Annotated in this window: 25 protein-coding genes and 1 other RNA gene; 12 read left to right on the top strand and 14 right to left on the bottom strand. The window is 64.8% G+C overall.

The genetic code is table 11. The features are described 5' to 3' along the window. Positions 1-237: 237 nt before the first annotated feature. The 5 genes from tmk to AC1PLU_RS21080 form a co-directional block, all read right to left on the bottom strand. Positions 238-921, bottom strand: coding sequence for a dTMP kinase (tmk, locus tag AC1PLU_RS21100; protein WP_481094209.1), 684 nt, complete (start codon positions 919-921; stop codon positions 238-240). A gap of 590 nt (positions 922-1,511) precedes the next feature. Continuing rightward, positions 1,512-2,054, bottom strand: coding sequence for a GTP-binding protein (locus tag AC1PLU_RS21095; protein WP_481094210.1), 543 nt, complete (start codon positions 2,052-2,054; stop codon positions 1,512-1,514). After that, complete coding sequence (locus AC1PLU_RS21090; protein ID WP_481107155.1) at positions 2,051-2,968, bottom strand: hypothetical protein; 918 nt, start codon at positions 2,966-2,968, stop codon at positions 2,051-2,053. The genes AC1PLU_RS21095 and AC1PLU_RS21090 overlap by 4 nt, the downstream gene beginning before the upstream one ends. 93 nt (positions 2,969-3,061) lie before the next feature. Next, positions 3,062-3,421, bottom strand: coding sequence for a roadblock/LC7 domain-containing protein (locus AC1PLU_RS21085; protein WP_006452081.1), 360 nt, complete (start codon positions 3,419-3,421; stop codon positions 3,062-3,064). 63 nt (positions 3,422-3,484) lie between these two features. Further along, positions 3,485-3,937: a roadblock/LC7 domain-containing protein gene (locus AC1PLU_RS21080; protein ID WP_481107154.1), complete on the bottom strand. Its 453-nt coding sequence runs from the start codon at positions 3,935-3,937 to the stop codon at positions 3,485-3,487. Positions 3,938-4,399: 462 nt separating this feature from the next. Between AC1PLU_RS21080 and rocF the strand changes: the two genes are divergently transcribed. The 7 genes from rocF to AC1PLU_RS21045 all read left to right on the top strand — a co-directional run bounded on the left by rocF (position 4,400) and on the right by AC1PLU_RS21045 (position 11,573). Continuing rightward, positions 4,400-5,323 carry an arginase gene (gene rocF, locus AC1PLU_RS21075; RefSeq protein WP_046931980.1) on the top strand — a complete coding sequence of 308 codons (924 nt, stop codon included), beginning with the start codon at positions 4,400-4,402 and terminating at the stop codon, positions 5,321-5,323. A 109-nt stretch (positions 5,324-5,432) separates the two neighbouring features. Then, the gene (locus AC1PLU_RS21070; RefSeq protein WP_006451340.1) at positions 5,433-5,585 is read left to right on the top strand and encodes an entericidin A/B family lipoprotein; all 153 of its coding nucleotides are present in this window, start codon (positions 5,433-5,435) and stop codon (positions 5,583-5,585) included. Between the two features lie 78 nt (positions 5,586-5,663). Next, positions 5,664-5,798, top strand: coding sequence for an entericidin A/B family lipoprotein (locus tag AC1PLU_RS21065; RefSeq protein WP_006451341.1), 135 nt, complete (start codon positions 5,664-5,666; stop codon positions 5,796-5,798). A 241-nt stretch (positions 5,799-6,039) separates the two neighbouring features. After that, a complete protein-coding gene (locus AC1PLU_RS21060) occupies positions 6,040-6,249 on the top strand; it encodes a CsbD family protein (RefSeq protein ID WP_006451342.1) in 210 nt (69 codons plus the stop codon). Positions 6,250-6,422: 173 nt separating this feature from the next. Beyond that, positions 6,423-7,712, top strand: coding sequence for a tryptophan--tRNA ligase (locus AC1PLU_RS21055; RefSeq protein ID WP_481107153.1), 1,290 nt, complete (start codon positions 6,423-6,425; stop codon positions 7,710-7,712). A gap of 221 nt (positions 7,713-7,933) precedes the next feature. Beyond that, positions 7,934-8,878: an MBL fold metallo-hydrolase gene (locus AC1PLU_RS21050; RefSeq protein ID WP_115039412.1), complete on the top strand. Its 945-nt coding sequence runs from the start codon at positions 7,934-7,936 to the stop codon at positions 8,876-8,878. Positions 8,879-9,920: 1,042 nt separating this feature from the next. Further along, positions 9,921-11,573 (top strand): M28 family metallopeptidase, encoded by a 1,653-nt coding sequence (locus AC1PLU_RS21045; protein ID WP_481108563.1) that lies wholly within the window; start codon positions 9,921-9,923, stop codon positions 11,571-11,573. A 112-nt stretch (positions 11,574-11,685) separates the two neighbouring features. On the opposite strand, the gene AC1PLU_RS21040 is transcribed toward AC1PLU_RS21045, so the two are convergent. Further along, positions 11,686-11,761, bottom strand: a non-coding RNA gene (locus AC1PLU_RS21040) — sX9 sRNA. Between the two features lie 59 nt (positions 11,762-11,820). Then, entirely contained in the window at positions 11,821-12,291 is a 471-nt protein-coding gene (locus tag AC1PLU_RS21035) for a Rap1a/Tai family immunity protein (protein ID WP_115039417.1), read from the bottom strand. A 44-nt stretch (positions 12,292-12,335) separates the two neighbouring features. Between AC1PLU_RS21035 and yedA the strand changes: the two genes are divergently transcribed. Further along, positions 12,336-13,277: a drug/metabolite exporter YedA gene (gene yedA, locus AC1PLU_RS21030; protein WP_172839258.1), complete on the top strand. Its 942-nt coding sequence runs from the start codon at positions 12,336-12,338 to the stop codon at positions 13,275-13,277. After that, positions 13,274-14,185 (top strand): EamA family transporter RarD, encoded by a 912-nt coding sequence (gene rarD / locus AC1PLU_RS21025; RefSeq protein ID WP_481107152.1) that lies wholly within the window; start codon positions 13,274-13,276, stop codon positions 14,183-14,185. Before yedA ends, rarD begins: the two co-directional genes overlap by 4 nt. A gap of 194 nt (positions 14,186-14,379) precedes the next feature. Here rarD and AC1PLU_RS21020 read toward each other — a convergent pair whose 3' ends face one another. The 5 genes from AC1PLU_RS21020 to AC1PLU_RS21000 all read right to left on the bottom strand — a co-directional run bounded on the left by AC1PLU_RS21020 (position 14,380) and on the right by AC1PLU_RS21000 (position 20,511). After that, positions 14,380-15,495, bottom strand: coding sequence for an alpha/beta hydrolase family protein (locus tag AC1PLU_RS21020; protein ID WP_481107151.1), 1,116 nt, complete (start codon positions 15,493-15,495; stop codon positions 14,380-14,382). Positions 15,496-15,682: 187 nt separating this feature from the next. Then, positions 15,683-17,008 carry an ABC transporter permease gene (locus AC1PLU_RS21015; protein WP_481107150.1) on the bottom strand — a complete coding sequence of 442 codons (1,326 nt, stop codon included), beginning with the start codon at positions 17,006-17,008 and terminating at the stop codon, positions 15,683-15,685. Positions 17,009-17,015: 7 nt separating this feature from the next. Next, the gene (locus AC1PLU_RS21010; protein WP_481107149.1) at positions 17,016-18,176 is read right to left on the bottom strand and encodes an ABC transporter permease; all 1,161 of its coding nucleotides are present in this window, start codon (positions 18,174-18,176) and stop codon (positions 17,016-17,018) included. Positions 18,177-18,188: 12 nt separating this feature from the next. Continuing rightward, the gene (locus tag AC1PLU_RS21005; RefSeq protein ID WP_006448816.1) at positions 18,189-18,878 is read right to left on the bottom strand and encodes an ABC transporter ATP-binding protein; all 690 of its coding nucleotides are present in this window, start codon (positions 18,876-18,878) and stop codon (positions 18,189-18,191) included. A 388-nt stretch (positions 18,879-19,266) separates the two neighbouring features. Continuing rightward, a complete protein-coding gene (locus tag AC1PLU_RS21000) occupies positions 19,267-20,511 on the bottom strand; it encodes an efflux RND transporter periplasmic adaptor subunit (RefSeq protein ID WP_481107148.1) in 1,245 nt (414 codons plus the stop codon). A gap of 435 nt (positions 20,512-20,946) precedes the next feature. Between AC1PLU_RS21000 and AC1PLU_RS20995 the strand changes: the two genes are divergently transcribed. The 3 genes from AC1PLU_RS20995 (at position 20,947) to AC1PLU_RS20985 (ending at position 23,970) form a co-directional block, all read left to right on the top strand. Next, entirely contained in the window at positions 20,947-22,134 is a 1,188-nt protein-coding gene (locus AC1PLU_RS20995) for a sensor histidine kinase (RefSeq protein WP_481107147.1), read from the top strand. Positions 22,135-22,225: 91 nt separating this feature from the next. Then, positions 22,226-22,828, top strand: a complete 603-nt coding sequence (locus tag AC1PLU_RS20990; protein WP_074056481.1) for a response regulator transcription factor — start codon at positions 22,226-22,228, stop codon at positions 22,826-22,828. Between the two features lie 353 nt (positions 22,829-23,181). Further along, on the top strand, positions 23,182-23,970 hold the full coding sequence (locus AC1PLU_RS20985; RefSeq protein ID WP_481107146.1) for a ThuA domain-containing protein: 789 nt from the start codon (positions 23,182-23,184) through the stop codon (positions 23,968-23,970). A 278-nt stretch (positions 23,971-24,248) separates the two neighbouring features. On the opposite strand, the gene AC1PLU_RS20980 is transcribed toward AC1PLU_RS20985, so the two are convergent. Further along, the gene (locus AC1PLU_RS20980; RefSeq protein ID WP_481107145.1) at positions 24,249-24,791 is read right to left on the bottom strand and encodes a cytochrome b; all 543 of its coding nucleotides are present in this window, start codon (positions 24,789-24,791) and stop codon (positions 24,249-24,251) included. Then, positions 24,788-25,882 carry a catalase family peroxidase gene (locus tag AC1PLU_RS20975; RefSeq protein ID WP_481107144.1) on the bottom strand — a complete coding sequence of 365 codons (1,095 nt, stop codon included), beginning with the start codon at positions 25,880-25,882 and terminating at the stop codon, positions 24,788-24,790. Before AC1PLU_RS20975 ends, AC1PLU_RS20980 begins: the two co-directional genes overlap by 4 nt. Positions 25,883-26,149 lie beyond the last annotated feature (267 nt).

Raw genomic sequence — 26,149 nt, 5'->3', positions numbered from 1 at the left:
GCAGCCGATTGCCACGCACGGTGGTTGTGCGGGCCAACGCGACATCCTCTATCGGAATATTGATTCCTTTATGAGGCGAAGCGCTTGGTGAAGGAGCGGTTTCGTCGGGAATTGTGGCTGGCCGTACCCTCACCCAACCCCTCTCCCGCGGGGAGAGGGGCTTTAGATAAGTTGCGCGGTGCGCGCAAATCGTATTGCACAGTTTGTTGTTGCCTGCGCATAAGCGCGCGCAGCAAATCAGGCCGGGCGACCGGCCGATAGCAGTCCCAGGACGGCCCTTTCTGCGTCGGTGTGCGCAGCGTCGCCGCTCAGCCGTTCGGCCAGTGCGGCAACGACGATAGCGTGGGCTTGACGTAGCACGCTGTCTGCATCTGCGCTGGCATCCACCACGTGTTTGCCCGGCAATTGCAGGGCATTGAAGATGGCGCGGCAGCGTTCCAGGTTGTCCTGGGTTTCGAAGTGGTTGGGGGCGTCGCCGCGGGCGCGGATGCGCGCCAGGCCGGTGGGCGGTGGCAGGTCGAGCAGCAGCAGCACGTCCGGGCGCGGTGCGAAGGCGTTGCGTTCCAGCAGCGCGTCCAGCGGCAGGCCGGCGGCGCCCTGGTAGGCAACCATCGACGGAAAGTAGCGGTCCAGGATCACAATGTCGCCGCGTGCCAATGCGGGCGCGATGAGGGTGTCCACATGTTCGTGGCGGTCGCGGATCAGCAGCTCGGCTTCTTCGTCCGCGCTCAGGCGGCCGGTGGCGGCGGACTGACGCAACTTGGTGCCCCAGGGGCCGTTGGTCGGCTCCTTGCTCAGTACGACGCGGGCGCCGGCAGCTTCCAGTGTGGTGGCCAGGCTGCGGGCGAGGGTGGTCTTGCCGGCGCCGTCGATGCCTTCGATCGCGATCAACAAGCCGCCGGGCTTCAGTTCGATTGTCATCGCGCTACTTTATCCGATCGTGGCGATAGGTCAGTACTGCGGCAGCGTCTTTGCGGCGCGCTGCAGTTGTCGATTCTGGCGGGTCAGGTTGCCGCCGCGGGCAGTGACGCTGCCGTGCGCCGAAGCGCGCGTCGAGATTGCTTGATGTCTGCCTGTTCGACGAGTTGCCGTGCAACAGCAGCAGCAAGACAGTCGCTAGCTACTGGCTACGCGATGTGCGGTCACCACAGATGGGTGCGCCACTTGGCAGCCAGGCACCCAACTACGCGCGTAAGCCGCATGGTGCCGCGACGGCTTGGCTGCCCATCGCCACCGCTATTGCCGACGCGATATCACGGGTATGTCCTGCGCGATGTCGGGAACGTCCCGATGTCCTGGCTTTTGATCGCGCGCCATACTGAACAAGTCAGGCAAAGCGCTCGAATGTATGACGTTCGCGTCGCGTGTCTGGCATCAAGGAAGATGGACGCGTCGTCGCCACCCTAGAGGCGGCATCCCCCGCGTGACGCCCTTTCAGGCACCGTCGTGACCGGATTCCTTGTTTTGTCCTGCGTGTCGATCACGCAGGTAGGCGCGCCAAGCGCTGCCGATCAGCTGTGCGCCGAGGTGTAGCGATAGGACAGCAGCGATTTCACCAGGAAGGTGATCTGGGTGGCCGAGCGCGCATCCACGCGCATGACCGGGATGCGAAAGCCTTCGGCAACCAATGCATCGCGGAACGGCGGCAGCAGAAAATCCTGCATTTCGTCGGTCATGGTGATGCCCACCGCCAGGCTGGCCTCGGGTGCGATCTGCGAAAATTCGCGCAGCAACGCCAGCGTGGCCTCGAGCATCTGCGGATCGCGCGCGCTGGTCAGCACGATCACACCCAGTGCGCCGTCGCAGACCAATGGCCACATGAAATCCAGGTATTTCTGGCCCGGCACGCCGTACACGTGCAGCAACTCGCCGTCTTCCAGCTCAATCGAGCTGTAGTCCAGTGCGACCGTGGTGTAGGTCTTGTCGCCGTAGGCATCCTGGCTGAGGGGCATCTCGGTGCTGACCGGCTCCACGTCGGAAATGGCGCGCACTGCCGTGGTCTTGCCGGCGCCCATGCCGCCAACGAACACCAGCTTGTTGGCCAGAAGACTCATGACTGCGCCTGAAAGAGAGAGAGGCCAAACCGACGCGCGACCCAGGAGAAGAACCGGGAGTTGCTGCTGTCCGGACGAGTCTGCGTTGCAGGCACGGCAATCTCCGCAGTCTGGGCAAGGCCACTGGCAAGTGCAGCGGCGAACAGGCATTCCACCGTTTGCAGCGGCAGCTTGCAAGCGTTGGCCAGCGCCTGCGCGCGCCACGGACGTGCATGCAGGTGGGCGATGGCGAGCAACTGTGCTGGCGAGCTGGTCTCGGCACTCAGTTCCGGCCATTGGCGCAGCTGTAGCGCATGGCTGGGTTCTACCGCCGGCAGCGCGGGGCGCAGATGCTCGGGCAGGGCGAAATACAGCGCTTCGAATGAGATGCGTTGCGTCAGTGCGGCATCGGTTGTGTCCGGTGCGACCTGCCAACCGGGGCGATCCAGTGCGGCGACCAATTCGGACAACGGCAGGCCGGGCGCAAGTTGCACGCAGGCATTGGCCGGATCTACACGGACGTACAGCTGCGCGTGGCGTAGCAGCACTGCAGCGTTGCCGAATTCACCGCGGCAATGGCGAATCAGCAGCGCCGGCTCGGCGATCTGCACGTTATGCGGCGAGGACAGCAGCAGACGCAGGTGTTCGTTGAGTTCGCGCACGGTGGCGCCGTGCTTGATCCATGCGCCGGCGACCGGTGTCCGCGACACCACCAGCACGCGCATCGGCTGGCCTTGCAACGCCTGCCACGCGGCCAGGCCGTCGGCGCTTTCCAGGCCCAGCACCACCACGTCGGCCGCGTGTTGCGGCCACTCGCCCAATTGCACGTCGACGCGCTCTGCCAGCAGCAGCGAGCACGCCAGTTTCAGGCGCGTGGTGTGCAGCAGGTCCAGGCCGGCCGTGGCGACCCGCAGGGCGTGAATGGGTATGGTCATGACATGGCGCCGCATCGGCGCGTTGGAGTGCGACGCCTGCCGGTGCAGACCGGCAGGCCGGGCAGGCGACGCGTGTGCGCCGCCAGGTTTGCATCAACCGAAGTCGAGGGTCTTTTCGAACGCCTTGAGCTCGTGACGGGCCATCGCCAGATTGGCCTTGGCGCGGTCCAGCACGACGTACAAGAACAGCGTGCCGTTGCTCTCCAGCGGACGCAGCAGGTGGTACTGACGGGCCAGGGTGATCAGGATGTCTTCGATCGTGTCGTTCAGACCGAGCTGCTCGGCGATGCGACGCTTGGCGCGCACCACTTCGGTATTGCCGGCGGCGGCCAGTTCCAGATTGAGATCGGTGCCGCCGGTCATGCCCAGTGCCATGCCGCTGTCGCTATCGACCAGTGCGGCACCGACGAAGCCGGCGATTGAATGCAGGTGTTCCAGATTGAGTTGTGCCACGGGACGTCCTTACAAGCGGTGAGTAATGGGTGCGCGAAAGGCAAGCACGAACAATGCCAAGCCTCAGATCGCTGGTTGCGCCATGGCCTTGGCCAGACGGCCGGCGCAGTCGCGTGCGTTGAACAACAGTGCGGCGGCATTGAGCTGCGGGCCGCCAATTGCGGTGAGCGTCAGCGGCTTGTCGGCGCGAATGCGGATCAGCACCAGCTGGCCGCCACGGGTGCTGACGGTGGCGTAATCAGCCTCGCTCAGACTGGATTCGCGCGCCAGGGTCTCGCCCAGGGTCAGAAACGAATTGGCCATTGCCGCCAGACGGCGACCGTCCACATCCAGACTGGATTGCTCGGTAATGGCGCGCCCGTCGGCGGTGGACAGCATCAACAAACGGATGCCCGGCTCGCGCTCGATGGTCTGCGCGAACTCGCGGCCGATGTGCTGCAGATCGTACTGATGCGACGCCCGCGCGACCTCGCCCACGGCAGCCTTGACGACCTGGTTGACGGCGTTGTGCGGCATGAACTTCTCCCCCTGTACAAAAACGCGCTGCGCGATGAAAAAACCTGTCGAAGGCACTGATGACCCGCGCTGGCGGGCAGACAGTGACATCGGCATCTCCAGCCATGGTCTAACTGTGCGGTCAGGCAGGCGCATTCCGCAAAGCACAGATGCGCCACAAACTGCCCAACCACGTCACGTGAAGCAGCAATCAACCTCTCGACGCAGCTGACAAGCGAACGCGGCTGGTGGTCGGTAATGCTCCGGCCGAGATGGATCACGCTGACACCGCAGCCTTGCGCATGCCATCCGCACCTGCCCGACGCTTGCCCGCTACGGGGTATCGGCCGCTGTTCGGATTGCTGCAGTGGCAGATGCGATTGCGTGATTGGCGACGCAGGCCGCGCGCCGTGCTGCGCTGCCGCGCGTCAGTGCGCGGGCCGACGACTAGACTTCAGCGCTTTCTCGATGCTGGAGCAATGCATGGCGACGCAGTACCTGCCGGTTTCCCTGATTGGCGTTCCCACCGATATCGGCGCCGGCCACCGTGGCGCGCGGATGGGGCCGGAGGCGCTGCGCATCGCCGGCTTGCAGGAGGCCTTGATCGGCCGCGGGGTGGAGGTGCGCGACCTGGGCAATCTGGATGGCCCGCGCAATCCCTGGCTGGCCCCGCAGGCCGGCTACCGGCATCTGGACGAAGTGGTGGCCTGGAACCAGGCGCTGATGGATGCCAGCTATGCCGAACTATGCGCCGGGCGCATGCCGATCATGCTCGGCGGCGACCACTGCCTGGGCATCGGTTCGATCACGGCGGTGGCCAAGTACTGCCGCGAACAGGGGCGCCCGCTACGGGTGCTGTGGCTGGATGCGCATTCGGATTTCAATACCAGCGAGGTGACGCCATCGGGCAACGTGCACGGCATGCCGGTGGCCTGCCTGTGTGGGCTGGGCCCGCAGGCGCTGACCCATCTGGGCGGCAGCGCGCCGGCCCTGCTGCCCGAGCAGGTGCGGCAGATCGGCATCCGCTCGGTGGACCCGGAGGAGAAACGCCTGATCAAGCAGCACCGCATCGATGTCTACGACATGCGCTACATCGACGAGGCCGGCATGAAGCGCACCATGGAGACCGCCTTGCAGGGTATGAGCGCGGACACCCATTTACACGTGAGCTTCGATGTGGACTTTCTCGACCCCAGCATCGCGCCGGGCGTGGGCACCACCGTGCCCGGTGGTCCCAACTACCGCGAGGCGCAGCTGGTGATGGAGATGATTGCCGACACCGGCCGTATGGGGTCGCTGGACATCGTCGAACTCAATCCGGTGCTGGACAACCGCAACGCGACCGCCGAGCTGGCGGTGGATCTGGTGGAGAGCCTGTTCGGCAAGTCCACGCTGATGCGAGATTGATCGATTGCTGAACGCGGCACACCACGTTCACATCAAATCCACGGCCACGCAGTCAGATTTGGCGCCAAGCGCGGTGCGTTGGCACCGAATGCAGAACTGAGGAAGACCGATGAAGCGACTGCTGACACTGATGGTGCTAGGCCTGTTTTCGGCTGGCGTGATGACTGGCTGCAACACCATGGCCGGCGCCGGCAAGGACATGCAGGGCGCAGGTGAGAAGGTCGAAAAGAAGGCCGATAATTGCAGCGACGGTAAGTGCTGATTCCAGGTTTTGTCTGATCTTGTTGTTCGAATTGATTGATCTGCGGCACGTCGCCGTTTACCCACGAAGGAGTTTGTTATGAAGCGTGCAATTATGCTGCTGGTGCTGTCGGTGTTTTCGGTCGGTATGCTGGCGGGTTGCAACACCGTCGCAGGTGCCGGCAAGGACGTGCAGGGCGCTGGCGAGAAAGTGGAAGACGCTGCGCGCAAGTGATCTAGCGCTGCATGCTTAAAAGAACGGGCCGTAAGGCCCGTTTTTTTTCGCCATGTTTTCGGGAACTGCTGCGTTCGACGCGCCAGTTCTGCGTGTATCGACATGCACCGCGTGCAACGCACGCGTAAGCGACCGTTCAGTGCGGTGAGTCTGGGTTTGACAGCTTTTGATCTGCAGCGAACGCGTCCATCGGCAACCTGATGCCACGGTCAATCGCGGCCGCATCAAGCGGAGTCAACGCATGAACACTGACATCATTTCCGGTAAGTGGACCCAGCTCAAAGGCAAGGCGCAGGCCAAGTGGGGCGACCTGACCGACGACGATTTCAAGATCGCCGAAGGCAATGCCGAGTATCTGCAGGGCAAGCTTCAGGAGCGCTACGGGTGGGATCGCGATCGCGCCCAGACCGAAGTGCGCGCCTTCGAAAAGTCGCTGCGCGACGACACCTGAGCCATCCGCAAGGGCGCTCATGCGATGAAGTGAGCGACAGCTGCATACGACGGGCCGCCTGATGCGGCCCGTTTTGCGTCTGCGGGCAGGAATAACGCATGCAAAACCGGCGCGTCCATGCCCGGCGCACGGAACCGCTAAACTTGTGCGCTGACTTCCTGGCCTTCACGCAGATGACCACTCGCGTCCTTACCGGCATCACCACCTCCGGCACCCCGCACCTGGGCAATTACGTCGGTGCGATCCGCCCGGCGATCCAGGCCAGCGCCGGCGCCGATGCGGAGAGCTTTTATTTCCTGGCCGACCTGCACAGCTTGATCAAGGCGCAGGACCCGGCGCGGACGCAGCGCTCCACACTGGAAATCGCCGCCAGCTGGCTGGCCTGCGGGCTGGACCCGGAAACGGTGTGGTTCTATCGCCAGTCCGATGTGCCGGAGACCACCGAGCTGCTATGGCTGCTCACCTGCGTGGCCGGCAAGGGCATCCTCAACCGCGCGCATGCCTACAAGGCGGCGGTGGACAAGAACCGCGCCGAGGGCGAGGACGAGGATGCGGGCGTGAGCGCCGGCTTGTTCATGTACCCGGTGCTGATGGCGGCGGACATCCTCATCTTCAACGCGCACAAGGTGCCGGTGGGGCGCGACCAGATCCAGCATATCGAGATGGCGCGCGATTTCGCCCAGCGCTTCAACCATGTGTATGGCCGCGACTTTTTCACCCTGCCCGAGGCGGTGATCGACGAGCAGGTGTCCACGTTGCCGGGCCTGGACGGCCGCAAGATGAGCAAGAGCTACGGCAATACGATTCCGCTGTTTGCCCCGCGCGAGGAACTGCGCAAGCTGGTGTTCTCCATCCTCACCGATTCGCGCGCGCCCGGCGAAGCCAAGGACACGCAGGGTTCGGCGTTGTTCCAGCTGTATCAGGCCTTCGCCACGCCGCAGGAAACGGCTGCATTTGCCCAGGCCTTTGCCGATGGCATCGGCTGGGGCGATGCCAAGCAACAGCTGTTCGAGCGGATCGACCAGGAAATTACGCCGCTGCGCACGCGCTATGAGGCGCTGATGGCCGAGCCGGCCAAGATCGAGGCAATTCTGCGCGCCGGCGGTGCACGTCTGCGCGCGCGCTACGCCACGCCGTTTCTGGCCGAGCTGCGCGCTGCAGTGGGTCTGCGCGATCTCTCCAGCCAGGCCGCGACAACGTCCGTGGACGCGGATGAAAAAGTCGCACCGCCGGTGTTCAAGCAATATCGCGAGAGCGACGGGCAGTTCTACTTCAAGTTGAACGATGGCGCCGGTGCGTTGCTGCTGCAGAGCGATGGCTTCGCCTCACCGCGCGATGCGGGTCAGTTGATTGCACGCTTGAAACAGGCCGAGCAGGCCAGCGATCTGCAATTGCCGGGCGTGCATGCGCAGGTGGATGCGGGGGTGATTCTTGCGGCGATGCGTGTGTTGCGCGAGGGCTGATCGGCGCGCAGCAATGCATCGCGGCTGACGGCTGACGGCTGACGGCTGAAGGCTGACGGTACGAGGTGATCGCCTGGCCGCGCGATGTCGAATTCCGATAAGCGCAGCCTGACGGCAGCGCTGTCCAGGAGACTGATGTATCGCTGCCTGGAACTGCGAACACAGCCAGCGCAAAGCCCTTGCGCCTACACTGCGGTTTCCTGGGCAAGCATGGTGTGGGAATGACAGCGACAGCCGATTCCAGCATCCAGACCATCGATACCGGCTTTGGCGGTGTGCAGTTCGATGCGGCGTACCTGATCGTCGAGGCGCAACGTGGCGCCTTTGTCGATTGCGGTACCTCGCTGTCGGTGCCGCACATGTTGGCTGCGTTGCACTCCGCCGGGCTGACGCCTGCGCAGGTGGAGTGGTTGATCCTGACCCATGTGCATCTGGATCACGCTGGCGGCGCGGGTGCCTTGCTGCAGCACCTGCCCAATGCGCGCGTGCTGGTGCACCCGCGCGGCGCGCCGCACATGATCGATCCCACCCGGCTGATTGCCGGTGCCACCGCCGTGTATGGCGAGGCGGAAATGGCACGCAGTTATGGCGCCATCGTGCCGGTGCCCGCCGAGCGGGTGGTGGAAGCAGCCGATGGGCAGACCGTGATGTTGGGTGAGCGCGCGCTGCGCACGATGGATACGCCCGGGCACGCGCGGCATCATCTGTGTGTATGGGATGCTCGCAGCCGCAGCTGGTTCACTGGCGACACGTTCGGCTTGTCGTATCGCCAGCTCGATAGCGCGCAGGGCGCCTTCATCCTGCCGACTTCTTCGCCGGTGCAGTTCGAGCCGGAAGCGATGCTGCACTCCATCGCGCGGCTGATGGAGACCGCGCCGGCCGCGATGTATCTGACCCATTACGGGCGCGTCACATCGCCGGAGCCGTTGGCGCAGGCGTTGATCGAGCAGATCCATGCGATGACCGCCATTGCACTGAGCTGCGCACAGCGTGCGGACCGCCATCGCTGCATGGTGGCGGCGTTGAGTGAGCTGTATCTGGAGCGCGCCCGCCTGCACGGTTGTCGCCTGGACGATGCGAGCGTGGCGCAGCTGCTGGCCACCGATATCGAACTCAACGCGCAGGGATTGGCGTGCTGGCTGGATCGAGCAACGCGGACGAGTTAGCGCGCTTGGAGCGGCTGACAAAATCGCTTGAACGCTGTATCGGTGGCTGCAACGTGTTGGCCGCACTCGCCTTGGCTGACAAGTGGAGTGATGTCGGGAATGGCAGTGACGTTGCTCGCATCGAAAAGAGCCGATCAGACCGCGGCGCAACGCGCACTGCTCGCAACCATGCACCAAAACTTGGCTGGTCGAGGGCGCGGTGCCCTCACCGCCCGCGGGACACGCCGCAAGTACGTCCGTGTAGGCTCGGTGGCGGCATCCATGCCGCCACACGATCCCGCAATCGGTGAGGACACCGCACCATAAAGTTGGTCGGTGATTGGGTGAAGGCCTGCCTGTGATCGCGTTGCGTATTGGGTTGCGAAGCTGATCGCCACAGCGTTATCCGAACAACACACGTCATGCGTTGCTTGCAACCATGCGCACCGACCATCTCGACGGGTCCTTGCCCGCCTACCGTCGCGGGACCTTATGCGGCATGGATGCCGCGTAAGAGCCTACATGGACGTACTTGCGGCGTGTCCCGCGATGGTGGGCAGGCAAGGGCCCTGCAGCAAAACGGCAGATCAATCGCTCTGCAACTGCTCTATCCGCAGTGTCCAAATCACTTACACCATAAGCGGCATTTCGAATAGCAATGCACACCGACCATCTCGACTGGTCCTTGCCTGCCCACCGTCGCTGGACCTTACGCGGCATGGATGCCGCGTAAGAGCCTACACGGACGTACTTGCGGCGTGTCTCGCGATGGTGGGCGGGCAAGGGCCCTGCAGCCAAGCCGCAGCTCAGCCGCTCTGCCCACGACGCATCCGCACCGTGGGAAAAATGATGTGTGTGATCTGTTTCATCGGCGTCTGGCGCAATGAGACATTCTCGATAACGCTGCCTACGCGCTGGCTTCAATGAAAAACGCTTCCCGCGCTTTAGCAAGGCATGCAGTCCATGCGATCGAATGCATTCTCGTGTCATGGTGCTCCGGTGTCGGCCGCACGCTTGTAAACTGTGTGTCATCTATCTGTTGCAAGGCCACGCCGTGAATCCGATGCGCATCCTGTTGTTGTCCGCCTGCCTGTTTGTGGGAGGCGTGGCGCAGGCCGCCAACGATCTGCCCGGCGGCGGAATCGATGCCGAGGCGTTGTCGCGGCATGTGCGTCTGCTGGCATCGGATGAATTCGAAGGGCGCGCGCCGGCCAGTGCCGGTGAGCAGCGCACGGTGGATTACCTGGTCGAGCAGTTCAAGACGGCAGGCCTGCAGCCGGGCGGCGAGCAGGGCGGTTGGACCCAGGCAGTACCGTTGGTACGCGCGCAGGTGGATGGCCCGGTGCGCGCCAGCCTGCGCGTCGGCGGCAAGACCCAGACCCTGGTCAATGGCACCGATGTGACCTTGCAGAGTCTGCGCCCGCTGGATGCGGTGGCCTTGAAGAATGCACCGCTGGTGTTCGTCGGCTACGGCATCAGCGCGCCGGAGCGGCACTGGGACGACTACAAAGGCGTGGACCTGCGCGGCAAGATCGCGGTGGTGCTGATCAACGATGCCGATTTCGAAGCGCCGCAGCCGGGTGCATTCGATGGCAAGGCGGTGACCTACTACGGCCGCTGGACCTACAAGTACGAAGAGGCCGCACGCCGCGGCGCTGCCGGTGTGTTGATCGTGCACGAGACCGCGCCGGCCGCGTACGGCTGGGCGACGGTGCAGAGTTCCGGCTTGTCGCCGTTGTTCGATATCGAACGCAGCGATGCCGATGCGAAGGCGCAGCATGTGCCGGTGCGCGGATGGATGCAGCAGGCGTTGGCGGTGTCGCTGTTCCAGCGCGCCGGGCTGGATTTTGCGCAGGCCAAGCAGCGTGCGCAGCAGCGCGATTTCGCGCCGATCGTGTTGGGCGATGCCAAGCTGTCAGTGGACTTCAAGCTCAAGCGCGAGCGCGTGGTCACCCATAACGTGGTGGCCAAGCTCACCGGCAGCCAGCATCCGGACGAAACGGTGATCTTCTCCGCGCACTGGGATGCCTTCGGTGTGGGCAAGGCCGATGCCGGCGGCGATACCGTGCGTCGTGGCGCAGTGGACAACGCTACCGGCGTTGCCAGCGTGCTGGAACTGGCGCGCGTGTTCGCAGCCGGCCCCCAGCCGCAGCGCACGTTGTATTTCATCGCATTGACGGCAGAAGAAAAGGGCCTGCTCGGCGCCAACTATTACGCCGCGCATCCGCTGGCGCCGTTGGACAAGACCGTGGCGGTGCTCAACATGGAGATGTTCAGCCCGGATGGCCTCACCCGCGATATCGCCTCGTGGGGACGTGGACGCGTCTCGCTGGAAGGCGAATTGGAGCAGGCCGCCAAGGCGCGCGGGCGCAGCTATTCGCCGGATCCGAATCTGGAAGCGGGTTTCTTCTACCGCGCCGACCATTTCGCGTTCGCACGCATGGGTGTGCCGGCGATTACTGCAGGCCCCGGTCTGGACATGCTCGAAGGCGGTGTGGCGGCCGGCAAGGCGCTGCGCGATAAATACTTTGCCGAGTGCTATCACCAGCCCTGCGATCGCTGGACCCCGCAATGGGATGCCAGCGGCCATGCGGCCGACACCACGCTGGTCTACGACGTGGGCGTGGCGCTGGCCAACGGCCGGCAGTGGCCGAGCTGGCAGGACGGCTCGGAGTTCAAGGCAATCCGTGCCAAGAGCGATGCGGCGCGCAAGTAAGCGCGCAATGGTGAGGGCATCGCGCCCTCGACCAACCGGGCGACATTCGACTGCCCGGCGCTGTGGTCAACGCTCAGGTATTAATGGTTGCCGATGGACCTGCTCTAAGAGCGGCTAACAAGCCGTAGTGAGCAGTCGTCAGGTGGGTGCCGACGGCGCGCTCAGAACCGAGTGTACGAGTGGTACATGCCGCACCGAGCACCGGCCGCGCCCGCCTGGCGGTGAGCGCAGTCGTTTATTAGCCGCGCTAAGGCTTGCCAGGATTGCGCTGCGCGTTGCCCGCCGCAGCCTTGGCGCGCGCGCCGCCGCAGGGATAGCGTTTGGCCAGCGCCTGGACGATCAAGTCAGGCGCTGCTTGGTCCTGGCGCGCGTCGGGCAGCGCGCCGATATCGGCGATGATCGCCTGCAGATCCGGTGTGCCTGCCTTGCCTGCCGGCATGCACCACTGCTTGCGGTAACTGGCGCTGGCGACGCCGAGCAGGTAAGCGCCGGCGCGGCTGGCCGAGACCAGAACCTTGAATTCGAGCTGCGCTGGCGCGTCGATTTCCGGCGCCAGCGATCCGTCCAGCCCGGCCTCGATCAGCTTGCGCCCGCTGAGTTCCCATGGCTCGGGTGCGCGTGCCGATGCCGTGGTGGAAAGCGTGGTCAGGGCGGCCAGGGCCAGCCAGGGAAGGCGAAGCTGCATGTGCACTCTCGGATGCGGATTGGCTCGCACCATACCGCGATAGGCGGCCGCTGGCTGCGTGCGGCGTCGGCTTGGGCATGTGCTCTAGAATTGAAGCTTCCGCTGCACTTGGCCCTGTTCCGATGTCTTCCTCTCACGACGCTGCCGCGCCTGCGCGCAGCGGGCTGGTCGCTCTCGCGTTGTTGCTGGTCTACGTGGTCTGGGGCTCGACCTATCTGGCGATCCGGTTTGCGCTGGAAGGTGGCGCGTTGCCGCTGACCATGGTGTCCGGTACGCGCTTCATCGTGGCCGGCACGGTGCTGTATGCGGTACTGCGCTGGCGTGGTGTGGCCGCGCCGACGCGTGCGCAATGGAAGAACGTGGCCTTGATGGGTGCGGCCTTGTTGCTGCTGGGCAACGGCATGGTGGTCTTGGCCGAGCGCAGCGTGTCGTCCGGCCTGGCCGCCACGTCGGTGGCATCGGTGCCGTTGTGGATGGCGTTGTTCGGCGCGTTGCGTGGGCAGCATGCCAGCCGTGGCGAATGGCTGGGCATCGTGATCGGCTTCCTCGGTGTGGTCTGGCTCAACGCCGGCAGCAGCCTGACCGCGACGCCTGGGGGATTGGTGTTGTTGCTGATCGCGCCGATCGGCTGGGCGTTCGGTTCGGTGTGGTCGCGCGGGCGCGATCTGCCCTCGCCGTTCATGACTGCCGCCGGGCAGATGCTGTGCGGCGGCGTGCTGTTGGTGAGCACCGGCCTGCTGATCGGCGAGCGTCCCCACAGCTTGCCGACACCGCAGGGACTGCTGGCGGTGGCGTACCTGTGCGTGTTCGGCTCGATTGTGGCATTCACCGCCTACGTGTGGCTGCTGCATCACGTGCGCCCGGCGTTGGCCGGCAGCTACGCCTACGTCAATCCGGTGATTGCAGTGGGGTTGGGCGCCTGGCTCGGGCATGAGCGTTTCAGCGCGCACGATATCGGTGCGATGGCGGTGATTCTGGCGGGCGTATTGGTGGTGACCTTGGCCAAGGCGCGGCGATGAGTGCGGTCTCGCCGATCGAGGCGCGTCGCGGGCTGTTGATCACCGCATCGACCTTCGTGATCTGGGGCCTGGTGCCGCTGTACTGGCATATGCTCAAGGCGGTGCCGTCGCTGCAGATCATTGCGCACCGCATCGTCTGGAGCACGGTGCTGGTGGTGGCGTGGTTGCTGGCGACATCGGGCCTGCGTTGGTGGCGCGCCATCGCCGCGCAGCCGCGCGCGTTGTGGATGCTGGCCGGCAGCAGCGTGGCGATCGCGTTCAATTGGGGCCTGTACATTTGGGCGATCAACGCCGGGCATGTGATCGAGGCCAGCCTGGGCTACTTCATCAATCCGTTGCTGAGCGTGTTGCTGGGCGTGCTGGTGCTCAAGGAACGCCTGCAGCGCATCCAGTGGGTGGCGGTGGTGTGCGCCACACTGGGCGTGTTGTGGTTGACCATCGATGCCGGTGCGCCGCCGTGGATCGCCTTAGGGCTGGCGTTTTCGTTCGGTGCCTACGGCTTGCTGCGCAAGTTGGTGGCGGTGGATCCGGTGGCCGGGCTGGGCGTGGAAAGCGTGTATCTGTTCGTGCCGGCGCTGCTGCTGGCCGGCTGGGGCGAGCAGGGCCATGGCGGCGCCTTCCTGAGCGGCTGGGAGTTGCGGACCGATTTGTTGCTGATCTTCGGCGGCGTGGTAACGGCGGTGCCGCTGATCGGGTTTGCGTATGGCGTGCGGCGGATTCCGCTGTCGCTGGTGGGCATCCTGCAATACATCGGGCCGAGCCTGCAGTTGCTGCTGGGCGTGTGGTTCTTCCACGAGCCGTTCGATCAGGGGCGTGTGATTGGGTTTGCCGCGATCTGGGTCGGGCTGCTGTTGTTCGTTGGCGACAGCGTGTGGCGTTCGCGGCGGCCGGCTGTGGTGGTTCCCTAAGCATCGGTCGTGCGCGCTCCGGCAGCCTGCCGTTGTACGGCTCCCGTCTGGATGCAGGTGACTGCCAGACCACTGCGCTCAGCGCCGTGCGGGCGCAGTCGCTGCTCGACATCGGCATGTCATTTGTAAACGCCGGTCAGGAGCGTGCGGTCCGCTCCCATTGAGGACCGCGCGCGACGTTTTGTCGGCCGCTCTCAGCCGCGCGGCGCCACTGCCGGTGTCGCCACTGCGAGCGTGGAGGTCGGCAGTGCCTGTGGTGCGGGACAGTGGCTTGGGTCCTGTTGGGTTTGCGCCAGCCATTGATCGATCGGCCCGCCGAGCAGGTCCAGCCGCAGTGGCAGGCTCAGATGGTTTTCGCCGGGCAATTCGACGTAGTGCGCGCGCGGGCTGGCCAGCGCCAGCGCACGCCCGTGTGCGACCGGGATGTGTTGATCGGCATCGCCGTGCAACAGCAGCACGCAGCTGCGGGTGTCGGCCAGGGCGTGCGCGACATCGACGTGGTCCAGATCCAGCTGGAGTTGGCTGTCGGCGGCGGCGATCACCGCATCGATATTCTGGTCGGCATAGCGCCAACGTGCATAGGCGGCCACCGCCTGCCCGCGCCAGCCGTTCGGTTGGCTGGTGAGCAGGTGCGGCACCATGTCGCGGATGCCACGCCCGGCATTGGCGAAGGATTCCATCGCCACCACACCGGCGACGCGCGGCCCAAGTTTGTCGGCGGTGAACAGCGCGGTGGCAGCGCCATAGGAAATGCCGAACAGATACAGCGGGCCGCGGATTTCGCCGCGCGGCTGCAGCGCATCGAGCACATCGATCACGTCATCGGATTCGCGTGTGCCGTAACCGGATGGGCCACCGCCGGAATGGCCGTGATTGCGCAGGTCGATGGTGATCACCCGGTAGCCGGCCTGCGCCAATTCCAGCGACCATGGCAGCAGCGAATCGCCATCCATCATCCAGCCGTGCAGCAGCACCACAGTACCGCGCGGCGTCGGCGGGGTGGCGGTGGGAACCTTGAAGCTGAAATCGACATCCAGCACATGTGCCGGATCGTTGCGCTGGCCCAGATAGCGGTACTGCATGGCGTACTGGCCGGGATCGATGGCGCGCCAGAAGATCGGTACCTGATCGCGCGTCACCACATGCCCGCTGCGGTTGGGCACGGTGGCGATGGTGGCGGCGATGCGCTCCTCGTCCAGCAACGGCGATACGCCACCGGGCGCAACCAGGCGCTCGCTGAGCGAGGTCGAGGACGAAGAACAACCGGCCAGCCACAGGCAGGCGCAGGCCAGCAGAATCAGGCGCATCATGGCGAGAGATCGATGGATGAAACGGCCGAGCAGGCTACGGCCTGCCCGACCCGCGCATCTACCGCATTGCAGTGACAAAACGATGACAGCCTGCAATGTGTTCAGCCGCGGCACCCGCGCTCAGCTGCCTTGGCTGCAACAAATCCCGAATCCCGCCTCCCAAATCCCAGCGGACCAACAGCCCGCCTTACACCTCACGCAACGCTGTGGTAATCGGTAACCGCGCCGCGCGCAACGCCGGGAACAGCCCGCCGACCAGGCCAATGCCCAGCGCCCATTTCAGCCCGCTCCACAACAGCTCCGGCGAGACCTTGAACTGGAACACGATCTGGCTGAAGTTGTTGCCCAGCGTGGACACGCTATAGCCGTTGAACACCGCCCAGGCGATCAAGCCACCGAGCAGGCCGCCCAGCAGCGCCAGCAACATGGTTTCCAGCATCAGCGCCATGATCACCGGCGTGCCGCGAAAACCGATCGCACGCATGGTGGCGATCTCGCGCGCCCGCGTGGCCACCGCCGCATACATGGTGTTGAGCGCGCCGAACACCGCGCCCACCGCCATGATCGTGCCGATCACCGTGCCCAGGATGCTGATCAACCTGTTCAAGCCGCCGCCCTGCTTGCCGTAGTACGCGCGGGTGGTTTCCACATCCAGCTTGAGCCGCGGGTCGGCGGCCATGGCGGTCTTGAACTGGCTAAATCCAGCCTTGCCCGCAGTGCGGACGCTGATCGACTGATAGGCGCTGCGGTTGTAGGTGGTGGCGAGCGTCTGCGCATCGGTCCACAGCTCCGAATCGTGCGCATCGCCGGAGGCGAACACGCCGACCACGGTCCATTGCTGGCTGCCGAGGGTGAGCGTCTTGCCCAGTTCCAGCCCGCGAAACTGATTCAACGCGCCCTTGCCGACCACGATCTCGCGCAGGCCGGTGGTGAAGCGCCGGCCCTGCACGAGCTTGACCTTGTCATGCACCGCCCAGGCCTGTTCGCCCACGCCACGCACTTGCGCGTTGACGTCAGTGCCATCGGACTTGGAGGCGATGTTGACCACTTGCGAGAGTTCCGGCGACAACAGCGGGCGGCCTTTGGCATCGGCAGCGATGCCGGGCAGGCTGCTGATCAGCGGCACCAGGTTGCGGGTGATGACCGAGTTGGTTTCCGCCTGCGAGCCGCCGCGCAACACAATGGCAGTGGTGTCGTCGCCGGTGTTGTTGAGCGTGGCCTGAAAGCCCTGGCCCATCGCCAGCATCGCCACCAGCACGCCGACCACGCCGGCAATGCCGACCACGATCACCGAGCTGGCACCCCAGCGTTGCGGCAAGGTAGCGATGCCGATACGCGCGGCGGCCAACGACAGCCGGCCGCTGCGTGTGGCCACCAGCCACACCGCCAGCACGACGGCGAGCACCAGCACGCCGATCCACGGCAGCGCGATCCACACGCCCAGCCCGACGGCCAGCAACACGACCGACACCAGATTGACGAGACGGTTCTTCCATTTGGTTTGCATGTGCATGCTCCTGTCAGCGGCCGGCGAGGGCATCAACGATCTTCAAGCGCTGCGCGCGTAATGCCGGCAGCACACCCACCACGATGCCGATGCCGGCCATCAGCCCCAGCCCGACCAACCAGGTCTGCAGCGGCACGCTCTGTACCGGCATCACCCCGCCGCTGCGTGCGGCCACCGCCGGGATCACCAGCGCTGCCAGGCCCATGCCGATCAACCCGCCCAGCCCGATCAACAGCACCGATTCGACCATCACCAGACTCAACACGGTGCGGTCCTGAAAGCCCAGCGTCTTGAGCGTGGCCAATTCCGGAATGCGCTCGCGCACCGCCTGCGCCATGGTGTTGCCGGTCAGCAGCAACAAGGTGAAAAACACCGCCGCCATGATCGAAGTGACGATCAACCCGATATCGGCGAACTGTTTGAGGAAGGCCTGCTGGAAGGCCGATTCGGTCTGCGACTTGGTTTCGTGATCGGAGTTGGCCGACAACGCATCGATCGCCTGCGCCACGCGCGAGGCCTGGTCGGCATTGCGCAGCGTCACCGTGTACCAGCTAACCTTGCTCTTGATGTAGTCGTTGGACTCGTCGAAGTATTTCCAGTTCATCATCAACTGGCGTTCCTGATTGGCTGCCACCGTGCGGTCTTTCATGCGAAAGATGCCGACCAGTTGCAGCGGCCAATCGTTGCTGCCACCGCGCGGAAAGATGGTGGCCTGCAACGGGATGGTGTCGCCGATCTTCCAGCCATTGGCCTTGGCCAGGCTCTCTCCGACGATGGCGCCGGTGCGCGTGGTCTGGAAAGCCTTGAGCTGGTCCTTGGGCAGCTCGTATTCGCTGTAGACGTCGAAGAAGTTGGGCGCCACCGAGAAGTTGGGGAAGAAGTTCTTCGGGTCGCGATAGATACCGCCGAACCACATCGCCGAGGTCACATCGCGCACGCCCGGCACGCTGCGGATCTGCGATTCCAGGCTGATCGGCAGCGATTGGGTGATCGACAAACGCGAAGCGACCACCAGCCGGTCCACGCCGCTGACGTTGCCGCCGGAGGTGAAGGCCACGCGCACCGAATCGAGCATGCCGAACAATAAAAATGCCGCCACCACCGACAACAGCGTCAACAAGGTGCGGGTCTTGCTGCGGAACAACTGCGCCCAGACCAACGAGAGATACTTCATGGCATCACTCCTTTAGAGCACAAGCGGCGCGTCGGCCAGCTCGCCCTTGTCCAAATGGATGGTATGGGTGGCGTATTCGGCGGCCTTGGGGTCGTGGGTGACCATCACGATGGTCTTGCCGTGTTCGCGATTGAGTTCCTGCAGCAGGCGCAGAATTTCTTCGGCGTTGTGGCGATCCAGATCGCCGGTGGGTTCGTCGCAGATCAAGAAAGTCGGGTCGGACACGATCGCGCGCGCGATCGCCACGCGTTGCTGCTGGCCGCCGGATAACTCGCTGGGTTTGTGGGTGCGGCGTTCCTGCAGGCCGACCAGGGTCAGTGCGATTTCCGCATTGCGTTTGCGTTGCGCAGCATTGAGCGAGGTGAGCAGCAACGGCAGCTCCACGTTCTTCTGCGCGGTGAGCATCGGCATCAGGTTGTAGAACTGGAACACGAAGCCGACGTGGTGACTGCGCCAGGTCGCGAGCTGGCCGCCACTCATGCGATCGATGCGCTCGCCTTGAATCTCGATCTCGCCACCGCTGGGGCTGTCCAGGCCACCAATCAGATTGAGCAAGGTGGTCTTGCCCGAACCGGACGGACCCATCAATGCGACGAAGTCGCCGTTGGCAATGTCCAGGTCGATGCCGTGCAACACCTGCACCTGCTCGGGGCCGCGTTGGTAGGTCTTGGTGATGTTGCGCAAGCTGACGAGAGCGGTCATGGCGACTCCTGGCGGTGCAATGGGAAGAGTGAGGGCGGTGCGGCATGGCGACTGCGATTGCGATTGCATTGAAGCGGCAAGGCGAGATGCGATGACTGTGGCGTTGCAGGGCAGTGCAGCGCCGTGCAACGAAAGACGCGAATGCCGGGCGAAGCGCTCGATTGCGCCTGGCGGCGACGCCCGAGCGTTTTATTTCTGCAATGAGCGATAACGAGGTTCGATGCGGATCAAGATCAACATCGCGTTCTTTGGTGCGTGTTCACTGCGCTTTGTTCAACTGCAGCGCCATCCAGGCGCAACGACGTGCGTATCGAATGGCCGCCAACGCGGGCACCGCGCTCCCCTGAGCGGCGTCGCTACCCACGTTTTACCGCAGTGGTCGTTGCCGTTACTCGGCAGCGTCCGGTTCTGCTTCCGCCACCGTGTCGCCGTCCTTCAGGCTCTGCGGCGGATCCAGCACCACGCTGTCGCCTGCGCTCAGGCCGGATAACACCTGGCGGTCCTCGCCCATCACCATGCCGGGAGTGACCGTCTGCGCGCTGACGGTGTTGCGCTCGCCAACCACGAACGCCACCGTGCGCGTGTCGCGTTCGACCAGCGCGGCCGCCGGCACGCGTACGCCCTGCGGCTTGCTGGCTTGCTGCGGTTTGGCCTGTTCGAGAAAGCTCACCCGCACGCCCATCTCCGGCACGATGCGCGGGTCCTTGACCTTGAACGCCACGCGCACTTTCACCGTGGCCTTGCCGCGGTCGGCGGTGGGAATGATGGCGATCACTTCGCCGGGAATCTTCCATTCCGGGTAGGCGTTGAGCACCGCTTCCACCGGCATCTTCGGCTGCACGCGGCCGATGTAGGACTCGCCGACTTCCACCTCGATCTCCAGCGATTCCATATCCACGATGGTGCCGATGCCGGTGCGGGTGAAGCCGCCGCCGGCCGACAACGGCGAGACGATTTCGCCGGGTTGCGCAGCCTTGGCGGTAACCACGCCGGCAAACGGTGCACGCACCACGTTGAAGTCCGAGCGGATCGCCGAGATTGCCAGCTGGTCGGAGGCCACGCGCACATTGCGCTGTGCGTTCTGCAGCTGTGCGCGCAAGGCGTCGCGTTGTGCGGTGGCCTGCTCGTACTGCGAGCGTGAGACCAGTTGCGCGCCGACCAGCGATTGCAGCCGCGTGGCATCGGCATTGGCCACCGCCAGTTGCGCCTGCATGTTGTCGACCTGGCTGCGTGCGGCAGACAGTTGCGATGCGGACAGCGTGCGCTGCGCTTCGGCATCCAGCGGGTCGAGCGTGGCCATCACCTGGCCTTGTTCGACCCGCATGCCTTCTTCGATCATCACCTCGCGCACCTTGCCGGTGACCTGCGCCGACACCGTGGCCATGCGCCGCGCCACCACGTAGCCCGACGCATCCAGCACCGAGGCGCTGCTGCTGCCGGCGCTGATCGCCACCACCTGCGCGGTCTGCACTTTCGCCACCGGGCGACGGGTGAACCACCACGCCGCAGTTGCCAACAGGATCACGATGACAACGGCGGCGATGATCCAGCCACCGCGCCGTGCAGGCTCAGGGGCGGCAGGACGCTGGCGGTCGATGCGGAGTTGCTTGAGTAGATCGGCGGAAGTATTCATCGATGACCAGGACGGGATGCTGCGCAAAATGTGACCGGCCGCAGGCGGCGCCGCAAGCTGCCGGAAGTCACCAACACAGCTGCGGCGACGAACGGTCGTGCGATCCAACGCTACTGCAAGGTGCTGCGCAGCATGCGACCACGGCGGCGTCGGCCACCAGTGACAGCTGTCACCTGCACGCCATGACAGCGGCGACTGGCCGCGCTCGTAGCGCTGGGCCACGCTGCGCCATCGTCATGACTGCCGGAATCGCCATGCTCTGCGTCCACCTGCACTGCCTGTGCGTGCCGCTCGCTGTTTCAAGGGATTGCCACGTACCTACGCAATCGGGCGCTGCAGATGCATGAGACCGCTCGCCCGCAGCGGCCAGCTGCGTCGCCTCACGCGGCGGGCCCGGCAGTGGCAGAATCCGATCACTCACAGGGACCCATCCCGATGCGCTTATGGCTTCCCGGCTGGCTTCGCCCCGCCGCCAATTCGCAGGTTGCCGCGCGGCTGGCGCAAGGCCAGTCGCCGTGGATGGATGGTGTGCACCTGCTGTGGTCGAGCTGGGTGTTTGTGGTGCCGGTGTTTTCCTCGCGCGGGTACGACAGCACCTGGCTGCTGTGCACGCTGCTGTCGTATCCGGTGTTCCTGCTGCTGTACGCACGCATGTTGCTGGCGCCGCGCGGCACCCTGTATCGCTATGCCTGGGCGATGGGTGTGCTCAGTGCCGCGTTGCTGCCGGTGTATCCCTCGGGCATCAGCTATTTCGTGTTCGCCTGCCTGAGCCTGCGCGCATCCACGCGGCATGCGGTGTGGCGACACTTCGCGATGCTGGTGGTGATGAACGCGCTGTACCTGGGTTGGGCGCACTGGCTGGGGATGCGCCTGCAGTCGCTGGTGTGGTTGCCGGTGTCGGTGCTGGGCATGGCTGCGGTTGGGGCTGTCTACAGCATCAACGAACGCAAGGACGCGTTGCTAAGGCTTTCGCAGGACGAAGTACGTCGATTGGCCGCCACCGCCGAGCGCGAGCGCATCGGGCGCGACCTGCACGATCTGCTCGGCCACACCTTGTCGTTGGTGGCGCTCAAGTCCGATCTGGCCGCGCGCCTGATCGAACGCGACCCGCAGGCCGCGCGTAGCGAGATCGATGCAGTGGCGCAGATTTCGCGCGATGCCTTGGCGCAGGTGCGGCGTGCGGTCACCGGCATCCGCGCCGCCGGGCTGGTGGCCGAGCTGGCATCGGCGCGTGTGTTGCTGGAGATGGACGGCATCGTGCTGGAACACCAGCTGGAAACGCTGGCATTGCCGCCCGAACATGAGACCGCACTGGCCCTGGTGGTGCGCGAAGCGGCCACAAACGTGCAACGGCATGCGCAGGCCAGACGTGTGCGCGTGAGCTTGCGCACGCAGGGCGAACACGCGCTGCTTGAAATCACCGATGACGGGCGCGGTGGTGTGATCGTGCCCGGCAATGGCCTGGACGGCATGCGCACGCGTCTGCACGGCCTGGGCGGTGCGCTGGAGGTTGAAGCGCTGCCGCGCGGCATGCGCCTGCGCGCCAGCGTGCCATTGCCGCGGCCGACACTGGCGACGGCGCAGCCGCCATTGCCGGTCCCGTTGATGCCGCAGTCGCGCTGATCGCACCTGCGCTGACTGCACCTCACTCAATGCACGGCATGCGCCACGGCTGCTATCGTGCGCCACCATTGTCTGCATGCGAGCGCGCGCGATGATCCGGGTGTTGTTGGCCGAAGACCAAGCGCTGCTGCGTGGCGCATTGGTCGCCTTGCTGGGACTGGAAGACGATATCGAGGTGGTCGGCAGCGCAGGCGATGGCGAAAGTGCCTGGCGCGAACTGCAACGCCTGCAACCGGATGTATTGATCACCGATATCGAAATGCCCGGTCTGACCGGCCTGGAGCTGGCCCAGCGCATCCAGCGCCAGGCGCTGCCGGTGCGGGTGATGATCGTCACCACCTTCGCCCGCCCCGGGTTTTTGCGCCGCGCGCTGGATGCCGGCGTCGCCGCGTATCTGCTCAAGGATGCGCCAGCCGAACAACTGGTCAGCGCGCTGCGTCAGGTGCAACGCGGCGGGCGAGTGATCGACCCGCAACTGGCAGTGGACGCGTGGGTGGAAGCCGACCCCTTGAGCGAACGCGAGCGCACCGTGTTGCGGTTGGCTGGCGAAGGCCGCTCGGCTAGCGAGATCGCGCAGCAGCTGCAGTTGTCGCATGGCACGGTGCGCAACTACCTGTCCGAATGCATCGGCAAACTGGGGGTCGCCAATCGTATCGAAGCGTATCGGTTGGCGCGGCAGAAGGGCTGGCTGTGAAGCATTGACGCAGACACAGACACAGACGCAGACGCGTTGCGGTGCCAGCGAGCGCAACCCTGGATGGCGTTGACCGTGCAATGCCACGCATCAGTCGTGTACTGCCGCAGCGGGCAGCTTTCCAAACCGTGCCCAAGTGCGGCTAAACAACACGACTGCGCTCACTACCAGGCGGGTGCAGCAGATGCCAGGTACAGCATGCACCGCTGGCGCGCCTCGGTTCTGATTACGCAGTCAGCAGAGTCCGCAGTCCGCAGACAACATACTCGCCGCGATTTGTCAGCCACTCTAAAAAAGCATGCCGCACGCACGCAGGTACACTGCCGAACGAGTGATCATCGCGAGCGAACTGCATGAAATATCTGTGGCTGTTGGGTCTGCTAGTTGCCTGCACATTCAATGCATCCGCCGAGCAATTCAAGATATTGGTGGCGGCCATTCCCAACCAGTATCACCACGACTATATCCCGGTAGCCAAGCCGCAGTTCGAGGCGATGGCGCGCAAGCACTATGTCGAGCTGGTGTGGGCGTGGAATGCCAAGGCCTTCGATGGCGATCTGTCGCAATACGCGGCGATCGTGCTGCTCAATACACCGGCCACCGATCTGGATCCCACCCAGCGCGCGAACTTCCAGAAGTACGTGCGCAACGGCGGCGGCGTGGTCGCGGTGCACAAGGCGTTTGCCATCAAGCGCGGCGAGTGGGAGTGGTACGACCATCTGATCGGCCGCTCGTTCCGCACCCATCCGTATATGCAGACGGCGATGGTGGATGTGGTGGATGCCAACTTCCCGGCCACTGCCGGCCTGCCCAAACGATGGGTGTGGACCGACGAATGGTACGAATACGATGCGCCGTACAGCGATGACCTGGTCACTCTGTTGACGGTGGACGAGACGAGCTACGACCCCACGCTGATCTGGCCTGGGCAGGTCGCCAAGGGTATGGGCAAACAGCATCCGGTGGCGTGGTATCACCATTTCGAAGGCGGCCGCGTATTCGCCACCGCGCTCGGCCATTTGGCCGAGGCGTATAACGACCCGCGCTATTTAGATCATCTTTACGGCGGGATTTACTGGGCCGCGACTGGCAAAGGCATCGATGCATTTACGCCAGCGGCTGAAACAAAGCGCCAGCGTTAAGCATTAGCCCCTCTCCCCTCGGGAGAGGGGTTGGGGTGAGGGTACGGGGCAAAGCCACTTGGCGAGTGGGATTACGAGGCTTCGCCCGTACCCTCATCCGCCCCTGCGGGGCACCTTCTCCCGGTGGGAGAAGGGACTAAGCCGCTTTGTGCGTGGCATGGATCACCCTCAAGGCTAGAGGCAATCAAGCCCCTCTCCCGCCGGGAGAGGGGTTGGGGTGAGGGTACGTCGCAGTGAAGTTACGCTGTGCAACACGTCTTCAACCACGCACCCACTCATCAACGCGCAGACCGCTCCCCTCGCGCCATGCTGGAAAACACACCATCCCGGCGCACCCACGCATGAAACAGCGCCGCGCTCAGATGCCCCAGCACGGTGGCAAACAACAGATACGCCAACCAGCCATGCGCGCTACGCAGCCAGGCGTACAACGCAGGATCGTGCGGTGCGATCGGCGGCAATTGCGCGCCAGGCCACAGCACGATCGGATACGCGCCGGCCGACAACATCGCCCAGCCGATCAGCGGCATGCCGAGCATCAACGCATACAGCACCCAGTGCGAGGCGATCGCAGCAGCTTTTTGCCACGCCGGCAGATCGGCCGGCAACGGCGGCGGGCGGTTGCGCAGGCGGTTGATCAATCGCAGCACCGCAAGAATCAGGATCGCGATGCCCAGCGGACGATGCAGATCGATCAACCACGGCCGCTGCGTCACCGAGGCCACCATGCCCACGCCGACGAACAGCATGGTCAGGATCATCGCGGCCATCAGCCAATGCAGCACGCGTGCGGGCAGATTGAAGTGGGTGCGGCTGCTCATGGGTGGGCTCCCTGACCGGTGGCGGCGGCGCCTTGGCCGTTGGCGATTTCATGCTCGCGTCGATTGAACGATTGCGAATACACCGACGAACGCGCCGCCAGGATCGGGTCGTTCGAGCCGGCGATGCCCTTGGGCAGAATCAGCGGGTCGTAGTTGAGATCGCGGCACGGGCCGCTGGCCTGCGGCTCGGCATGATCGATCGAGACGGTACCGGCCACGATCTGCTTGCGGCCTTCCGGCCATGGTTGCGATGGATCGTCCACTGCATCGCCCGGTTCGGCGATGGTCAGCACCATGTCCCAACGCAACGGTCCCTGCGCCAGACGCTGATCGAGATCGGTGGCGAGAAAATCACCATCGGCCCTGGCACGCTGCTCGGCACTCAATTCCTTGAACGGCGTATGCGGACGCATCGACCAGCGGATGTAACGCTCGCGTCCATCGGCGGCAATCGCGCGGAACGCATTCACTCCGTTGTACTGCGTGTTGGCCCAGCTGTTGGACCACGGCGCGGTCTTGGCCCAGTGCTGGAACTTGGCCGCTTCCGGATACTGCTTGCCGAACGCGGCCAGCTTGGCCGGATCGGGTTTGCCGGTGGCCGGGTCCGGCTTGGAGGCCACATTGAGCGCTTGAAAACCCGCTGGCGTGGCCACCACGAAGAACGGAAAACTGTTCATTGCGGTGCGCCATTCCTGCCCGTCGTCGCTGCGCAACAGCAACGCCATGCTGCGTACGCGCGCGGCGCCATCGGCGCCATGCGGGTCGCCGCCGCCGATCGACATGCGCCCGAGCACCGGCGTGCTGTCCTGGCTGAAGATGCGTGCCGACGACAGCCAGGTCGCCTTGCCGCTGGCCTTGAATTCTCCGCTCACACACACGCCTTTGGTGTGCGCGCGGCGAAAGCCCGGATGCGGCGGCCCGCTGGATTCGATGGTGTCGGTCATGCGCGCGGCGGTGAGCCGGTCGCTACCGATCCAGCCGGCGGTCCAGGCGAACGCCACCGCGATGCCGCCGGCAATCGCAGCGATGCCCAGCAGCGGCGCCACAGCACGTGAGCGCTGCGGCGGTGGAGAGGGAGGTGGCACGTTCATGGCTGGCTCCGGTGGGCGATGCAATGAGGGTCGATGCAGTACTGAGTCAATGCAGCAAAACAATGTGCGGCGCAATGATGGTCAGGCCCGCCAACGTGCGGCGCAGGCACGACCCGTCGGCGAATAGTCCACGCTCCAGTGCGTCTACTGTGTGATGCTGCCACCAAAGCGGCCGATGAATGATCCCGATGACGGGCAATGGCGCAGCGTGCTGAGGGCATTACGCCTTCGACCCGCTCGGCTTGGGGATCTCCAGATGACGCTGAA

The sequence above is a fragment of the Xanthomonas sp. NCPPB 2933 genome (assembly GCF_056725225.1).
This window is presented reverse-complemented; position numbering and strand designations above follow the sequence as displayed.

What these genes read in the sequence shown, in the direction of transcription:
- tmk (WP_481094209.1), bottom strand. Translation starts at nt 921, where the DNA reads ATGACAATCGAACTGAAGCCCGGCGGCTTGTTGATCGCGATCGAAGGC.
- AC1PLU_RS21095 (WP_481094210.1), bottom strand. Translation starts at nt 2,054, where the DNA reads ATGAGTCTTCTGGCCAACAAGCTGGTGTTCGTTGGCGGCATGGGCGCC.
- AC1PLU_RS21090 (WP_481107155.1), bottom strand. Translation starts at nt 2,968, where the DNA reads ATGACCATACCCATTCACGCCCTGCGGGTCGCCACGGCCGGCCTGGAC.
- AC1PLU_RS21080 (WP_481107154.1), bottom strand. Translation starts at nt 3,937, where the DNA reads ATGCCGCACAACGCCGTCAACCAGGTCGTCAAGGCTGCCGTGGGCGAG.
- rocF (WP_046931980.1), top strand. Translation starts at nt 4,400, where the DNA reads ATGGCGACGCAGTACCTGCCGGTTTCCCTGATTGGCGTTCCCACCGAT.
- AC1PLU_RS21070 (WP_006451340.1), top strand. Translation starts at nt 5,433, where the DNA reads ATGAAGCGACTGCTGACACTGATGGTGCTAGGCCTGTTTTCGGCTGGC.
- AC1PLU_RS21065 (WP_006451341.1), top strand. Translation starts at nt 5,664, where the DNA reads ATGAAGCGTGCAATTATGCTGCTGGTGCTGTCGGTGTTTTCGGTCGGT.
- AC1PLU_RS21060 (WP_006451342.1), top strand. Translation starts at nt 6,040, where the DNA reads ATGAACACTGACATCATTTCCGGTAAGTGGACCCAGCTCAAAGGCAAG.
- AC1PLU_RS21055 (WP_481107153.1), top strand. Translation starts at nt 6,423, where the DNA reads ATGACCACTCGCGTCCTTACCGGCATCACCACCTCCGGCACCCCGCAC.
- AC1PLU_RS21050 (WP_115039412.1), top strand. Translation starts at nt 7,934, where the DNA reads ATGACAGCGACAGCCGATTCCAGCATCCAGACCATCGATACCGGCTTT.
- AC1PLU_RS21045 (WP_481108563.1), top strand. Translation starts at nt 9,921, where the DNA reads ATGCGCATCCTGTTGTTGTCCGCCTGCCTGTTTGTGGGAGGCGTGGCG.
- AC1PLU_RS21035 (WP_115039417.1), bottom strand. Translation starts at nt 12,291, where the DNA reads ATGGTGCGAGCCAATCCGCATCCGAGAGTGCACATGCAGCTTCGCCTT.
- yedA (WP_172839258.1), top strand. Translation starts at nt 12,336, where the DNA reads ATGTGCTCTAGAATTGAAGCTTCCGCTGCACTTGGCCCTGTTCCGATG.
- rarD (WP_481107152.1), top strand. Translation starts at nt 13,274, where the DNA reads ATGAGTGCGGTCTCGCCGATCGAGGCGCGTCGCGGGCTGTTGATCACC.
- AC1PLU_RS21020 (WP_481107151.1), bottom strand. Translation starts at nt 15,495, where the DNA reads ATGATGCGCCTGATTCTGCTGGCCTGCGCCTGCCTGTGGCTGGCCGGT.
- AC1PLU_RS21015 (WP_481107150.1), bottom strand. Translation starts at nt 17,008, where the DNA reads ATGCACATGCAAACCAAATGGAAGAACCGTCTCGTCAATCTGGTGTCG.
- AC1PLU_RS21010 (WP_481107149.1), bottom strand. Translation starts at nt 18,176, where the DNA reads ATGAAGTATCTCTCGTTGGTCTGGGCGCAGTTGTTCCGCAGCAAGACC.
- AC1PLU_RS21005 (WP_006448816.1), bottom strand. Translation starts at nt 18,878, where the DNA reads ATGACCGCTCTCGTCAGCTTGCGCAACATCACCAAGACCTACCAACGC.
- AC1PLU_RS21000 (WP_481107148.1), bottom strand. Translation starts at nt 20,511, where the DNA reads ATGAATACTTCCGCCGATCTACTCAAGCAACTCCGCATCGACCGCCAG.
- AC1PLU_RS20995 (WP_481107147.1), top strand. Translation starts at nt 20,947, where the DNA reads ATGCGCTTATGGCTTCCCGGCTGGCTTCGCCCCGCCGCCAATTCGCAG.
- AC1PLU_RS20990 (WP_074056481.1), top strand. Translation starts at nt 22,226, where the DNA reads ATGATCCGGGTGTTGTTGGCCGAAGACCAAGCGCTGCTGCGTGGCGCA.
- AC1PLU_RS20985 (WP_481107146.1), top strand. Translation starts at nt 23,182, where the DNA reads ATGAAATATCTGTGGCTGTTGGGTCTGCTAGTTGCCTGCACATTCAAT.
- AC1PLU_RS20980 (WP_481107145.1), bottom strand. Translation starts at nt 24,791, where the DNA reads ATGAGCAGCCGCACCCACTTCAATCTGCCCGCACGCGTGCTGCATTGG.
- AC1PLU_RS20975 (WP_481107144.1), bottom strand. Translation starts at nt 25,882, where the DNA reads ATGAACGTGCCACCTCCCTCTCCACCGCCGCAGCGCTCACGTGCTGTG.